This is a genomic window from Erwinia sp. HR93 (assembly GCF_034555055.1).
Classification (GTDB): domain Bacteria; phylum Pseudomonadota; class Gammaproteobacteria; order Enterobacterales; family Enterobacteriaceae; genus Apirhabdus; species Apirhabdus apintestini.
Genome location: NZ_JAXUDP010000001.1, coordinates 1297589 through 1310820 on the forward strand (window position 1 = coordinate 1297589; position 13232 = coordinate 1310820).

General features: G+C 52.3%; 14 protein-coding genes and 1 pseudogene. 7 read left to right on the top strand and 8 right to left on the bottom strand.

Annotated features, from left to right (window positions below; genetic code table 11):
- Nucleotides 1–138: 138 nt before the first annotated feature.
- The 3 genes from SFA31_RS06045 to ubiU all read right to left on the bottom strand — a co-directional run bounded on the left by SFA31_RS06045 (nt 139) and on the right by ubiU (nt 3289).
- The gene (locus SFA31_RS06045; protein ID WP_322837167.1) at nt 139–1152 is read right to left on the bottom strand and encodes a luciferase-like monooxygenase; all 1014 of its coding nucleotides are present in this window, start codon (nt 1150–1152) and stop codon (nt 139–141) included.
- 251 nt (nt 1153–1403) lie between these two features.
- The gene (locus tag SFA31_RS06050; protein ID WP_322837168.1) at nt 1404–2285 is read right to left on the bottom strand and encodes a U32 family peptidase; all 882 of its coding nucleotides are present in this window, start codon (nt 2283–2285) and stop codon (nt 1404–1406) included.
- Nucleotides 2286–2293: 8 nt separating this feature from the next.
- A complete protein-coding gene (gene ubiU, locus SFA31_RS06055; RefSeq protein WP_322837169.1) occupies nt 2294–3289 on the bottom strand; it encodes a ubiquinone anaerobic biosynthesis protein UbiU in 996 nt (331 codons plus the stop codon).
- A gap of 225 nt (nt 3290–3514) precedes the next feature.
- Between ubiU and ubiT the strand changes: the two genes are divergently transcribed.
- Both ubiT and SFA31_RS06065 read left to right on the top strand, forming a co-directional pair.
- A complete protein-coding gene (gene ubiT, locus SFA31_RS06060; protein WP_322837170.1) occupies nt 3515–4039 on the top strand; it encodes a ubiquinone anaerobic biosynthesis accessory factor UbiT in 525 nt (174 codons plus the stop codon).
- Complete coding sequence (locus SFA31_RS06065; protein ID WP_322837171.1) at nt 4033–4536, top strand: N-acetyltransferase; 504 nt, start codon at nt 4033–4035, stop codon at nt 4534–4536. Before ubiT ends, SFA31_RS06065 begins: the two co-directional genes overlap by 7 nt.
- Here the strand turns inward: SFA31_RS06065 and SFA31_RS06070 are convergent.
- Nucleotides 4523–4810: a GIY-YIG nuclease family protein gene (locus tag SFA31_RS06070; RefSeq protein WP_322837172.1), complete on the bottom strand. Its 288-nt coding sequence runs from the start codon at nt 4808–4810 to the stop codon at nt 4523–4525. The genes SFA31_RS06065 and SFA31_RS06070 overlap by 14 nt on opposite strands.
- Nucleotides 4811–4912: 102 nt before the next feature.
- Here SFA31_RS06070 and SFA31_RS06075 point away from each other — a divergent pair, with 102 nt between their 5' ends.
- Complete coding sequence (locus tag SFA31_RS06075) at nt 4913–5347, top strand: YhbP family protein (RefSeq protein ID WP_322837173.1); 435 nt, start codon at nt 4913–4915, stop codon at nt 5345–5347.
- Here the strand turns inward: SFA31_RS06075 and SFA31_RS06080 are convergent.
- Nucleotides 5336–5851, bottom strand: coding sequence for a type 1 glutamine amidotransferase domain-containing protein (locus tag SFA31_RS06080; protein WP_322837174.1), 516 nt, complete (start codon nt 5849–5851; stop codon nt 5336–5338). The two genes, SFA31_RS06075 and SFA31_RS06080, sit on opposite strands and share 12 nt — an antisense overlap.
- A gap of 138 nt (nt 5852–5989) precedes the next feature.
- Here SFA31_RS06080 and SFA31_RS06085 point away from each other — a divergent pair, with 138 nt between their 5' ends.
- Both SFA31_RS06085 and SFA31_RS06090 read left to right on the top strand, forming a co-directional pair.
- A complete protein-coding gene (locus SFA31_RS06085) occupies nt 5990–6658 on the top strand; it encodes an NAD(P)H-binding protein (RefSeq protein WP_322837175.1) in 669 nt (222 codons plus the stop codon).
- A gap of 181 nt (nt 6659–6839) precedes the next feature.
- Entirely contained in the window at nt 6840–7385 is a 546-nt protein-coding gene (locus SFA31_RS06090) for a YfaZ family outer membrane protein (protein ID WP_322837176.1), read from the top strand.
- 468 nt (nt 7386–7853) lie between these two features.
- On the opposite strand, the gene SFA31_RS06095 is transcribed toward SFA31_RS06090, so the two are convergent.
- Nucleotides 7854–9401 (bottom strand): methyl-accepting chemotaxis protein, encoded by a 1548-nt coding sequence (locus SFA31_RS06095; protein ID WP_322837177.1) that lies wholly within the window; start codon nt 9399–9401, stop codon nt 7854–7856.
- 613 nt (nt 9402–10014) lie between these two features.
- Between SFA31_RS06095 and SFA31_RS06100 the strand changes: the two genes are divergently transcribed.
- Both SFA31_RS06100 and tnpA read left to right on the top strand, forming a co-directional pair.
- Nucleotides 10015–10977: a chemotaxis protein gene (locus SFA31_RS06100; RefSeq protein ID WP_322837178.1), complete on the top strand. Its 963-nt coding sequence runs from the start codon at nt 10015–10017 to the stop codon at nt 10975–10977.
- A 508-nt stretch (nt 10978–11485) separates the two neighbouring features.
- Nucleotides 11486–11916 (top strand): annotated as a pseudogene (gene tnpA / locus SFA31_RS06105) (IS200/IS605 family transposase).
- A gap of 131 nt (nt 11917–12047) precedes the next feature.
- On the opposite strand, the gene dolP reads toward tnpA, so the two are convergent.
- Both dolP and diaA read right to left on the bottom strand, forming a co-directional pair.
- The gene (gene dolP, locus SFA31_RS06110; RefSeq protein ID WP_322837179.1) at nt 12048–12623 is read right to left on the bottom strand and encodes a division/outer membrane stress-associated lipid-binding lipoprotein; all 576 of its coding nucleotides are present in this window, start codon (nt 12621–12623) and stop codon (nt 12048–12050) included.
- A gap of 14 nt (nt 12624–12637) precedes the next feature.
- Nucleotides 12638–13225, bottom strand: a complete 588-nt coding sequence (gene diaA, locus SFA31_RS06115) for a DnaA initiator-associating protein DiaA (protein WP_322837180.1) — start codon at nt 13223–13225, stop codon at nt 12638–12640.
- Nucleotides 13226–13232: the final 7 nt, after the last annotated feature.

Below are 13232 nucleotides of genomic sequence, written 5' to 3' on the forward strand. Positions count from 1 at the left end.
GGGCAGGGAAACGTTACGCCCTCTGTCGGGATTGCTAAATTCGCGAAGCCGTGAACTGACCGGAGAAAGGCTATCTCCGGCCGGTATTTTATCGCGCGGCGCCAGGGACAGAGCGGCGGGCAGGGCGCTGCGGGTTGATTAATCTAACAGCATCTCTCGCGCCTGCATGGCCAGTTCAAACGAGCGCAGGCGCGCTTCATCATCGAATATTTGCCCGTTGACCATAATCTCGTCGGCGGCGGTTTCATTCAGCACCGCCTGCAGGCCGTGCGCGATTTGTACTTTATCACCCACCAGCGACATGCTCAGCGCTTGCTCAACGCCATACTGTTCGGCATGGCTCCAGATATCGGCCATATTGCCGCACGGCGGCGGCAGCTGATTATTTTCCCCTCGGCGCAGCTTAACGAAGGCCTGCTGCATTGAGGTAAACAAATACTCAGCTTCACGGCGGGTATCCGCGGCGACAATATTGATACACACCGTGGCATAGGGTTTTTCGAGACGCTCGGAAGGGCGGAACTGGCTGCGATACATCGCCAGCGCCTGAAGTAGCATATCCGGAGCAAAGTGCGAGGCAAAGGCGAAGGGTAAACCCATTTGCGCGGCTAGTTGAGCGCTATACAGGCTTGATCCCAACAGCCAGACGGGAACCCGCGCGCCGTAACCCGGCACCGGGCGCACCGCAGGCTGGGGATCCAGGGCATCGAACCATTCCACCAGCTGTGCGACATCATGCGGAAAATTGTCCGCTTCCGGCTGATGCATGTGCCGGCGTAGCGCCATCATGGTGCGGCGATCGCTGCCTGGCGCACGGCCAATGCCCAGATCGATACGCCCCGGATACAGCGCTTCCAGGGTACCAAACTGTTCGGCGATAATAAGCGGCGCGTGGTTGGGTAACATGATACCACCTGCGCCGAGGCGCAGCGTTTGCGTATGAGCGGCTAAATGGCCGATAAGCACAGACGTCGCCGCGCTGGCAATTCCCGTCATGTTGTGGTGCTCCGCCAGCCAGTAGCGGTGATAACCGAGTTTTTCCGCCCGCTGCGCCAAATCGCGCGAGCGCTGAAAGGCGTGCTGTACGTCAGCGTTTTGCGGGATCGGGGCGAGATCCAGCACGGAAAAGGGAATGGCGGTGGTGTTAGGCATAGTGGCTCCCTGTGGATTCAACCGAGTCATTTTTCCAGGCTCGCCTGGCAGAATAGACCATAGTGCATGAAATGGCAGGGAATAACGTTAACAGGGCGAGCCTTTACGCTTCAGCCTTCAAGCGCCCGGCGCAGTCATTTTCCTTTAGCGCACCGGGCGATGCGCGTTAGAAAAAATTATGCGCCGGGCGTAACAATACGCTGATATCGACAGAGAAAGTGCCCGTGAGAGATAGGGCGCTTTCCCGCAGATTACGCCTGCTGCAGCTCCAGCCCCGGCACGCGCCGCCAGTAGCCATTACATTCCGACTGAGCGGTGAGCGGTAGCGGAGCCTGACCGGCCTCATTGGCGCGAAATGCGTCAATAACGGCCAGGCTCTCTTTCCCCTGCGGCGAAATGCGAACGATATCCACCAGCCCCTGCATTGAAGTTAATTCATTGCCCAAATTGTAAATGTAGCCGCTCATGGTCTGAACGCCGTTGAGGGTAAAAACTTGCTGCTGTTCCTGAGAGCGCATAGGGCGCCCGTTGGGATAGTTGATGCAGCAGGTTTCGCATTCATCCTTGGCCCGATTTTCCGAGCGTGCGGTAAAACAGCGCGCGGAGTAGGCCAGCGGTAGGTGCCCATAGCTGAAGACTTCCACCTCAAATTGATTGCGGATGCCTAATTCATCGCACTGTGCGAGCATATTGGCCAGCCAGTCGCGAGATAATTCTACCGGCATGCACCAGCGCGTCATTCCCTGTTTGAGCAACAGGCGCAGCGTCACTGCGTTATAACAATTTAGCGCGGGGCCGGCGACAAAGGGTAGGTGGCGTTCGGCGGCCATATTCACGACGCCAAGATCGTTCGCTTCAATCAAAAACTCACCGTTTTCAACATAGCGCTTTAGCTCGCCGAGCTCCGAAGATGCCTGCACCAGCGCCAGCGTGGAAAGGGCTACCTGCTTACCGGCCGCCGCCAGCGCTGCGGCCATTTCCAGCCAGTCGCCGGTTTTTGTCGCACGACGCTTGCTGCACACAGTTTCGCCCAGATAGATAATGTCGGCGCTGCTGCGCGCTGCGGCGCTATAGAAATCGGATAGCGTCTCTTTCGACCAGTACCAGAGCACCGGCCCCATAGAGTATTTCATGAGATCTCCTACTGCCATTTTCGGTGATATGCGCCAAGAGTTGTTTGGGTGCCTTCAGCCATAGCGCCAAGCGCTTCCATCCAGGCCGGCTGTGGCGTAAAGCGCTGGGGATCGGCAATACAGCGATCGATAGCCTGGCGCCAGACTTTTGCAACCTGGCTTACATAAGCCGGGCTGCGCTGGCGCCCTTCAATTTTTACCGAAGCAATGCCGGCGTTAAGAAGCTCCGGCAGCAGTTCCAGCGTGTTCAGGCTGGTGGGTTCTTCCAGCGCATGATAGGGCGTGTCGTCCACCAGATAGCGACCTTTACATAGCGTGGGGTAGCCTGCATTCTCCCCTTCTCGGTAGCGATCGATAAGCACATCATTCAGGCGTGATTCCAGACCATCACCCGTTTGCTGCCAGCGCACAAAGCGCGCCGGGGAGCAGGCGCCGACGGTATTCGGCGACTCACCGGTAAGATAAGATGACAGATAGCAGCGCCCTTCCGCCATAATGCACAGGCTGCCGAAAGCGAATACTTCCAGCGGAACCGGCGTGACGCGCGCCAGTTGCTTCACCTGATGAATCGATAACACGCGCGGCAGCACAACGCGCGCGACGTCAAAATGATTTTTATAGAAACGAATGGCTTCTTCATTGGTGGTAGAGGCCTGCACGGAAACGTGGCGCTCCAGATTAGGGTAACGTTCTGCCGCGTATTCCAGCATGGCGAGATCGGCAAGAATTAACGCATCGGCGCCCAGTTGCGCAGCCATATCGATGGCGCGCTGCCAGCGCGCATAGCCATCCGGGTGTGCGAAGGTGTTAATCGCAATATGCAATTTACGGCGATGCTGATGCACGAAGCTAACGGCTTCCTGCAGGCGCTTTTCGTTGAAGTTCAGGCCGGCAAAATGGCGGGCGTTGGTATCGTCTTTCAGGCCGATATATACCGCATCAGCGCCGTTTTCAATGGCCGCCTTTAACGCCGGAAGATTTCCGGCAGGGCAAAGCAATTCCATAATGTATCCTGAATTCTCGGGAAGGGTGTGCGCCGTAGCGCGGCGCGAAATTGTTAATGAAGCGTGATTTTAGTTAACCATTCGTCTGTACTTTTTGATTTAAGGCAGTTAATCGCGTATTGGTGTTACTCATGGCACTGGAAGCGTAATTGTTGATTTGAACTGCTATGCCTGCCGCATGATATGGCACAATAGCGGCACTAATTTTCTCAAGGAGTAAAGCCCGTGTTGGATAAACTGCGTTCTCGTCTGGTGCGTACAGGGCCGTCGCTGATAAAAACCCCGGTGCGCCTTACCCCCTTTGGGATCAAGCGTCAGTTACTGGAGCAAGTATTGGGATGGCAGTTTCGTCAGGCTCTGGAAGATGGCGAACTGGACTTTCTGGAAGGACACTGGCTGCATATCGATGTCCGTGATATTGGGTTAAGTTGGTTCACCTCCGTACAAAATAACCGGCTGGTAGTGTGCGAATCGGCGCAGGCGGATGTCAGCTTCAGCGCTGATGCCAACGATCTACTGCTTATCGCCGCGCGTAAACAGGATCCCGATACGCTTTTTTTCCAGCGTCGCCTGGTTATCGAGGGTGATACGGAATTGGGGCTATATGTAAAAAACCTGATGGATGCTATCGATCTGGATACCATGCCCGCACCGCTGCGCGCGCTGTTGATGCAGCTTGCGGGTTTTGTCGAGGCGGGCCTTAAAACAGCGCCCGACAGACATCAAACCTCGGTAGGTGAGATATGCTGATTCGTGTGGAAATTCCTATTGATGCGCCCGGCATTGACGCTTTGCTGCGCCGGGCGTTTAACCGCGTCGATGAAGCGCAGTTAATTCATGACTTGCGCGAAGACGGTCAGTTAACGCTGGGCGCTGTCGCAACGGACGACGAAGGGCAAATTATCGGCTATGTCGCATTTAGCCCCGTGAGCGTTGCGGGTGAAGACCGACAGTGGGTGGGCTTAGCGCCGCTGGCAGTTGATGAACGCTGGCGGGGGCAGGGCATCGGTCGTCAGCTTGTTTACGACGGCCTGGATTCATTAAATGAATTTGGCTACGGCGCGGTGGTAGTCCTTGGCGACCCTGCGCTATACGCCCGGCTCGGGTTCGAACCCGCATTGCGCTATGGTTTAAGCTGTCGCTGGCCCGATTGTGAAACGCGTTTTCAGGTGCATCGTCTGGCGGATGATGCACTGGAAGGTGTAAGCGGCCGGGTAGAATACGCTGAACATTTTAACCGCTTTTAACCGCTGCCAGCACGGCGCTGAAGTATTTTTCATCGGCGATTAGTCGCTCTTTTTGCACGCGAGTGAGCTGCTTAATACGATATTCCACGCGCAGCGCCAGTGCGCGATCGCCAATCGGGTGAGAGAATACCAGGCGTAGCATGCCCTGACCGCGCAGCGCTTTAGCGCCTTTTCCGGTTTGGTGCTCCCGTAGCCGACGCGCAACGTCGGTGGTAATACCGGTATATAGCCGGTTGCCTGCGGTGTGAAGGATATAGAGAGACCAGTTGGACATAACAAAGAGAGCGGCCAGTGTGTGAAAACGGTACTTTATCACACTTGCTTTTTATGGGGCTGCCCGAGCGTTGTCGTCGACATTGAATAGCGAGCCGCTACGATGGATACCTTAAACCGTATTAGTCGCTGGCTAAAACGCCAGCATGTCGTCACCTACTGCGTTACGCAGGATAATACGCCGTGGTGCGCGAATGCGTTTTACCTCTACGATGCGCAGAGCGTCGCTTTTTATTTCCTCAGCGATCCCGGCACGCGGCATGGCAAAATGGCGGGGATACGGGCACCTGCCGCCGGCACGGTAAACGGGCAGCCGAAAACCATCGCATTAATTCGCGGCGTTCAGTTTAGCGGCGAACTACGTTTACTTAGCGGCAATGAAGCGGCAATGAGGCTTGCCGCCTGGTATCGCCGCTTTCCTGCGGCCCGGGCGATGTCGGCGCCGGTGTGGGAACTGCGAATCGATGAGCTAAAATTTACCGATAACACGTTAGGCTTTGGTAAAAAGCTTATCTGGGCGCGGGTATCAGGAGAGTAGTTTTAGCATTTCCCGGTTAAACGCAGGTAAATCGTCCGGCGTGCGGCTAGTCACTATCTGCCCGTCATCGACCACTACTTCCCGGTCGTAAAAATCAACGCCCGCATTTTTCAAATCCACGGCAATTGCGTTTACAGATGTCATTTTTCGGTTACAAACCACGTCTGCGCTGATAAGTAACTGCGGGCCGTGACAGATGGCAAATACCGGTTTGTGAGCGTTAACCATTTCACGAGTGAACTCAACAAACCGCTCGTCGGCGCGCAGGCTGTCCGGTGAATGACCGCCCGGCAGTAGCAGCGCATCGAAATCTTCAGAGCGACTTTCATCAATAGCGGCGTCAATGGTCACGGTGGCCTTGCCCTGTTTCCCGGTAATGGTTTTTCCGCGTTCGGTGTCGATGGTGACAACCTCATGGCCCGCCTGGCGCAGTGCATCTGCGGGTGAAGTGAATTCACTATCTTCAAATTCATCGGTAATGAGTACGGCGACTTTCTTGCTCATGCGGCCTCCTTGAAAACTGAGCGAAAAGAGGAGAAAACTGGCGAAACGCCAGCGTTATGGCAAATACTTATTTCTGAATCGATAAGCCTGGCGCATTTTGCGATTTTTTCCAGGCGGTAACTATCCATGGAGGCGATAATGAGTCGGATTTTATTGACCGGAGCAACGGGGTTAGTCGGCGGAGAATTGTTACGTTTGCTGCTGGAAGAACCGCGTGTTACACAGCTTATCGCGCCCACCCGACGCCCGTTACCACCGGCGCAGAAACTGGTGAATCCCTGCGACCCTCAACTTACCGATGCGCTTGGCCAAATTAATGAGCCTATCGATATTGTTTTTTGCTGTCTGGGAACAACGCGTCGCGAGGCGGGCAGTAAGCAGGAGTTTGTGCTGGCCGACTACAGTCTGGTGGTGGATACCGCACTGGTGGGGCAAAAATGGGGCGCGAAGCACATGCTGGTAGTCAGCGCGCTGGGAGCGAATCCACATTCGCCGTTTTTTTATAGCCGGGTTAAAGGCGAAATGGAGCAGGCGCTTATTGCCCAGGAGTGGCCGCGTTTGACCATAGTTCGGCCGTCAATGCTATTGGGGCATCGCGATAAGCGGCGCCTGAATGAGTCTCTGTTTGCGCCGCTATTCCGCCTGTTACCCGGTCGCTGGCATGCGATCCGGGCGCGTGACGTGGCGCTGGCGCTATTAACGCTCGCTTTTTCTGCCTCAGAGCGACCTGTAACTGTACTGCATTCCGGCGAGCTTCGACATATCGTACACGGGCGTGCATTAAATAAACGTGCGGTAAATAGATAGACGCTTAAGTTGCCCGGCCGCCAAAAAACTTTTACATTCCCCCTGCAATTGCGCCGACATAAATCGGCGCCGTTTGGTTCCTCCCTGCCCGGGATAGGTTGTTGGAGGGGCTGTATTTTAATGTCGGGCCGTCTGATACAGGGAATGGCGGCCTGTTAATTTGCTAAACGTGGTTATTTGTATGAAAAAAATGATGAATGTTGCTGCGCTTGCCGCGCTGCTGGTATCCGGGTCCGCGCTGGCGATGGGTGTAACGCTGGAGCAGGGGAAAAACTGGACTAATATGGAAGCCGAAATGGGGAAAACCTCTAACGGTTTGTATGTTCAGGGTAACTGGTTGAAAAATACGGACAGCGGCGCACAGGCCGGTGGCGTTGGCGCGGGATATAATTTGGGGCTGGGGCCATTGACCGTTTCTGCCGGGGCGAAAGCGCTCTATTTAGGGCCAAAAAAAGGCGATAACGGCGTTGCGTTTCCCATTGGCGGCGGCCTCGCTTACAACTTCACCGATAGCATGGCCATTTTTGGCGAAGGTTATGCCGCGCCTGAAGGCTTAAATAATAGCGTTAAAAATTATGCTGAAGCGAACGCCGGGGTTAGTTGGGCGCCGATTCCTCTGGTGACGCTCAAGGCGGGTTATCGCTATGCGGGCGTAGATGGAAAAGACGGTCATCCGGGACATAATTTGTATGATGGGCTGTACATTTCCGGTGGCGTAGCGTTCTAAGCCCGCCGTTCGGTAGCAGGGTAAATATTATTGAGGGGAGCTATGCTCCCCTTTGTTTATTTAACGTCGGCGCTGATAGCTTCGGTGGCACGTAAATGACGGTTTTTGCTACTGCCGTAGCAGAGGGTTGTGAGGGGTACTCGCAGGCCGTGAAGCGGCGTGAGGATATCCGGCGCGGCGCTGATGGCTCCGGTGGTACGTAAATGACGGTTTTTGCTGTCTAATGCTGCCGTAGCAAAGGGTTGTGAGGGGTACTCGCAGGCCGTGAAGCGGCGTGATGATATCCGGCGCGGCGCTGATGCTCTGGTACGTAAATGGCGTTAAGGCTGCTCAGAGGGCTCGACGTTTGAGATAGATTGATGGGGCCGGTTTTCAGGCAGTATTTTCTGCGTTCTGTGCGCACAGCATAAGCAACGCCCCGCCTTCACAGAAAGCGGAGCATTACCGGAACACTATGCTGCCTGGCGGTTAGAACGTTTTCCACTCGCTCTCTTTATCCTTCGCCTTTGGCGAGGTCAGAACAGGAGGACGGTTTTGCACTTCGGCTGGCGTGGTTAATACGGCTACCGGCGCTGGCTCGTCAACATTGAAGATAGCCACAGAAGCGGCAAGTTCATTCGCCTGAGTGCTCAACGTGCGCGTATTAAGGGCTGACGATTCTACCAGCGCGGAATTCTGCTGGGTCATCGCATCCATTTGATTAATCGCGACGGCAATTTGTGTGATTCCGGTATTCTGTTCCTCAGAAGCAGTAGTAATCTCCTGCATAATATTACTCACACGATCGACCGACGTCACAATGCCATCCATAGTGTTTCCGGCATTGACCACCAGCGTGGAACCGTGGCTGATATTTCTGACGGCGTCGTTAATTAGCGCCTGAATTTCTTTTGCAGCATCGCCGCTGCGAGAGGCCAGGTTTCGCACTTCAGCGGCAACCACGGCGAAACCGCGCCCCTGTTCACCGGCGCGTGCGGCTTCTACGGCAGCGTTAAGAGCCAGGATATTGGTTTGACTGGCGATCCCATTAATGACGCTCGTGATATCAGAAACTTTTTGCGTACTTTCTTCTATATGACGCATCGTCACAGCGACATCCTGCATCACTTCGGCTCCTTTGCTGGCGGTGTCTTTCGCCGAGAAGGCCAGCTGATTGGCGCGCTGAGCGTTTTCCGTATTATTGGCAACAGTGGTTTTGATCTCTTCCATACTGGCGGCAGTTTCCTGCAGCGCGCTGGCTTGCTCCTCGGTACGCGAGGCTAAATCAGTATTTCCGTCTGCGATTTCGCTTGATTTCGCATCAATAATATTGGCATTGCGCTTAATAGCGGCAATCGTGGTATTTAATTCCTGGGCGACGTTGTTAAGCGCCAGCGTCATTTCACCAATTTCATCGTTGCGCTGCTGCGTCATTTTTACTGTAAAATCGCCGCGACTCATGGCCTGCAATACTTTATTTATTGCAAAGATACGTGAGGTAATGGTGTTTTTGATAACCAGGCTGGAAACAAAAATCAGCCCGCATGACAGCGCCAAAATAATGGCGATCAAAATATTCTTTTGAAGGTTAAATTGCTGTAAATAGGTGGCACTCCCCGCAACGTCATATTCCACAATTAATCCGGTAAAATCGGAAACCAGCTTCTCCAAATTTGCGACGGCTCCCGTGGCATTCTCACCGCGCTGTATTTCTGCTATTGCCTGTTCCAGCCCTAATTTTAGCTGTTTTGTTTTTTCAACGCCGGCAGCGGTTGTTATCGGAGCGACCTCCATGAATCTGGCGAAACTGGCATTCGCCTGATCGATATGCAATGTGGGATCTTTTTCTTGTTTTAATTCTATTTCTTTAAGGATAAATACGGTATCTGACAAAGATTTATATTGATAAAACCCTTTAATAAGACCATCCATATTTCCTGAAATAGTATGCATCGAGATGAAGGATGATACGGCGAACATCAGGATGAAAATGAAATTAATGGAAAGCAAAATTCTTTTAATGGTGAACTTCTTCATACTTGATGCATGCTCCGACGTATAACGTTAACTACGATGTGGTTATATCGGACTATTCCTGCAAAACATTAATAAAACTTTATCTATGAAGGGTGTCATACGAGTGCGAAGTGGGGCGTTATTTTGTTGTTGTTGTTGAGTATGTATTTGAAATTAAAGTATTTTTATTTATATATATTTTAGTGATATATAAAAAAGCACTTTATGATAATATCGGAATAAGCAGTCATGCTGGCTAGTTTATTAGGTTGATAATTTACCTGGAAATCTTTTTAAATTTTATCCTTTTCAAAGAATTACTGATAATTTTCGTTTCTTTTCGTTCAGGCGTCACTGGTGAAATTTCTTTGCGTTTTTTTATTACGACGCGGGGATGGCCGCGATTACCTAAATATTTATGTCACTAACACCGGTCACTTTTGCGCAAGGCATGAGAGTGTGGTGGTTAAAGATGCTCCGTAAGTCGCACAGATTGTTCCAGCCAGAGGGGCGATAATACCCGGTTACGCAGCCGTTGACGCCAAGTTATCCGCACTTCTGGCCATACATTGCTATTCAGAATTTGGCGCGCTGTGCCGATAAGTCAGATAGCTATTTTTAGATTGAGGTTCAGATGGATAATTTTAATAAAGATATTGATGACAGAGCTAATTTAACCAACTCGAACCGCTTCGAATTGCTATTGTTCCGTTTGGGAAAATCTGAGCTTGATGATAAACAGGAACTCTTTGGAATTAATGTTTTTAAGCTTCGTGAAATTCTGCCAATGAAAGAGTTCACGAAACCTGCAGGAATGAAATCTCCTCTGTTGGGCGTTATTAATATTCGCGATCAGGTCATGCCCGTTATCGACCTGCCGGCCGTAATGGGCTACAAACCCACCACGGACTTAAATATATTACTGATTACGGAGTTTGCACGCAGCGTGCAGGCTTTTGCCATTGAGTCCGTGGAAAACATTACGCGCCTGGACTGGAAGCAAGTGCATACGGCGGAAAAAGCGGTCAATAGCAATTACATCACCAGCATCGCCTGCCTGGATGAGAACGCCGATACCAACAATTTGGCGATGGTACTGGATGTGGAACAAATCCTGTATGATATTTCATCTCCGCAGCATGATTTACGGACCAATGATTTACCTTCCGGTCACGTTAATGTTCGCCCTGGCACAACGGCGATTGTGGCTGAAGATTCCCGGGTTGCCCGCAGCATGCTGGAAAATATGTTGAATAACCTACAAATTCCCCACCAAATGTGCACCACCGGGCAGGAAGCATGGGTGAAGATCCAGGATCTTGCCAGCGAAGCGGAAAGCGAAGGTGTGCCGATAAACCATAAAATTTCGTTTATTCTCACGGATTTGGAAATGCCGGAAATGGACGGATTTACGTTAACTCGTCTGGTGAAGAGCAATGAAAAGCTGCGACGGCTTCCCGTTGTAATCCATTCTTCATTATCCGGAAGTGCTAATGAAGCGCACGTTCAAAAAGTCGAGGCGGATGGTTATGTCGCTAAATTTGAGGCTAACGAACTGTCATCCATGATTAACCAAGTGTTAAATAAAGTTTCCTGATACGTCTACTTCCAGCGATCCTGTGGTTCTTTTGCTAATCAATTGCTCGCGTGCCCCGCAGCGGGAGGAATCACTGGATTGCAGCAATGACTGTTTGCCCAACGCGCGTTAGCGCCGCTGGATGACGGAGCGTTCAATCAATAGCGCCAGATTGATTTCTTTAAATCGCATGATAAGGGGGCCTGAGTAAACCTGAGTGACGGAAAAATGAATGCATTAGTGCTGGAGTAAAATATCCTCTTCTCAGGCATAGACGATAAACCCCCAACTCCGTCGCTGGCGTTATAAACCTTTTAAAAAATTCACGGTCAGCCCTGTGGGGCATTAAATCTTAAGACAATAAGTCAGAACCACAGGCCAATGATAACTACGTCTGCCGACCGTCGTTTTTACTGCTATCTCTAAACCTAAACCATCTCCTGGGAGGTGGCGATGGATCCTGTGGGGCTGTAGCATGAAGAATGCCTGTACTAAGTAACGCCTTGGTATTTCACTAGTAAATTAATGAATTAATAGCAGGGGCAGATATAAATTCGCGTCCTACGCATTTTATCGCTGTCAGTATCATCTCGTATGGGTCACCGCAGTGCAGATACAAAATGCTCAAAGGCAACCTCGGTAAAGAGTTTTACCTTAGCATCAATATTTACGGCAATATGCAAAGTAGTTGTGCTAAATGTGCAGTTAGATCATATATGTCTGATAGTAAGAGTGGAGCGCCGCCCGGCTTAAATGTCTCGGAACTAGTAGGATTTGTGAAAGAACGAACAGCGATTGGATTATTTGCGACATTTCCTTATCTCAGAAAGCACAAACTTTGGGGGCAATTACTTTTGGCCAGCTGGGTATAGTGTGGACTCGGCAGGCACAAACGAAGAAATAATTCGCAGCTATGCGCGACGCCAGGACGGAATGGCGAAAGAGGAAGAGAAAAGGTAAATGCGGCCAGCATTAGAAGGGCGTATTTAAGCCCCCTAAAGGGGCTTATACTGAACGCCAGACGCGAATAAAATGTTCACAATACGCGAGTTTTACGCCTCTGCCATTGCCTGCGCACATGGAAAGCAACGTTATTTCAAATAGGTGAATGCCGTAGTAACGTGCTTCACGCCGCTGACGCGGCTGGCGATTTCAGACGCTGCTTTACCTTCTCTTTCGGTCACCAGGCCCAGTAGAAAAACTTCGCTGTTTTCAGTCGTTACCTTCACGCGCGACGATTTCACCTGGTCGCTGGTCAACAGTTGGGAGCGCACCTTAGTGGTAATCCAGGTATCGGAAGACGCCGTGCCCATCGTGACCGGCTGCCCCTGGCGGATCTCGTTATAGACTTCACGCGCGCCGTCAACGCCCATAGCGATTTGTTTTGCCTGGGCTGAGAGTGCCGAAGAAGGAGCCTGCCCGGTAAGCAGAACTTTACCCTGCCAGGCGGTAACGCTGACGCGCGCCTCTTTTTTCAGTTGCTCATCTTTGGCCAGCGCGTTGCTCACGCGCAGTTCCAGCGTACCGTCATCTACCTGGGTACCCACAGTGCGGGGGTCGGTGGCCGTTTTGGTGGCAACGGCGGCGCTGCCGGCGACAACAGCGCCGACACAGCCTTGCAGTAATAATGCAGCCAACAGGACTGCCAGTGGCGTCATCGCCTTCATGGTTGCTCCTTTCATTATCCTGGTATTGGAAAAAGCGTATTATCAATCAGATCGCACAGACAGTTGACCGTAAGCATGTGGACCTCCTGAATGCGGGCGCCGCGATGGGCGGGAATGCGAATTTCCACATCCTGGGGCCCCAGCAGCCCGGCCAGCTCGCCGCCGTCATAGCCGGTGAGCGCAACAATGGTCATGTCCCGGGTAACGGCAGCTTCTACCGCTTTAACAATATCCCGGCTATTGCCGCTGGTCGAGATAGCCAGCAGCACATCGCCGGCGTGGCCCAAAGCCCGTACCTGTTTGGCGTACATTTCTTCATGCAGCCTGTCATTCCCGATAGCGGTTAGCACGACATTATCTGCATTCAAGGCGATAGCCGGCAGGCCCGGACGCTCGGTTTCAAAGCGATTGATCATGCTGGCGGCAAAATGCTGCGCGTTCGCCGCAGAAGCCCCGTTGCCGCAGCACAGAATTTTATTGCCGTTCAGTAAGGACTGCACCAGCGTATCCGCAGCGCGCGCGATGGCGTCTGGCAGCGCCTCGGCGGCGGCTATCTGAGTTTGAATGCTTTCCGTAAAGCAGGCTTTGATTCGTTCGAGCACGATTATC

Coding starts and splice junctions, on each gene's coding strand:
- ubiU (WP_322837169.1), bottom strand. CDS start 3,289: ATGGAATTGCTTTGCCCTGCCGGAAATCTTCCGGCGTTAAAGGCGGCC.
- SFA31_RS06075 (WP_322837173.1), top strand. CDS start 4,913: ATGGATACCTTAAACCGTATTAGTCGCTGGCTAAAACGCCAGCATGTC.
- SFA31_RS06085 (WP_322837175.1), top strand. CDS start 5,990: ATGAGTCGGATTTTATTGACCGGAGCAACGGGGTTAGTCGGCGGAGAA.
- SFA31_RS06100 (WP_322837178.1), top strand. CDS start 10,015: ATGGATAATTTTAATAAAGATATTGATGACAGAGCTAATTTAACCAAC.
- SFA31_RS06095 (WP_322837177.1), bottom strand. CDS start 9,401: ATGAAGAAGTTCACCATTAAAAGAATTTTGCTTTCCATTAATTTCATT.
- SFA31_RS06070 (WP_322837172.1), bottom strand. CDS start 4,810: ATGTCCAACTGGTCTCTCTATATCCTTCACACCGCAGGCAACCGGCTA.
- SFA31_RS06045 (WP_322837167.1), bottom strand. CDS start 1,152: ATGCCTAACACCACCGCCATTCCCTTTTCCGTGCTGGATCTCGCCCCG.
- dolP (WP_322837179.1), bottom strand. CDS start 12,623: ATGAAGGCGATGACGCCACTGGCAGTCCTGTTGGCTGCATTATTACTG.
- SFA31_RS06065 (WP_322837171.1), top strand. CDS start 4,033: ATGCTGATTCGTGTGGAAATTCCTATTGATGCGCCCGGCATTGACGCT.
- SFA31_RS06090 (WP_322837176.1), top strand. CDS start 6,840: ATGAAAAAAATGATGAATGTTGCTGCGCTTGCCGCGCTGCTGGTATCC.
- SFA31_RS06050 (WP_322837168.1), bottom strand. CDS start 2,285: ATGAAATACTCTATGGGGCCGGTGCTCTGGTACTGGTCGAAAGAGACG.
- SFA31_RS06080 (WP_322837174.1), bottom strand. CDS start 5,851: ATGAGCAAGAAAGTCGCCGTACTCATTACCGATGAATTTGAAGATAGT.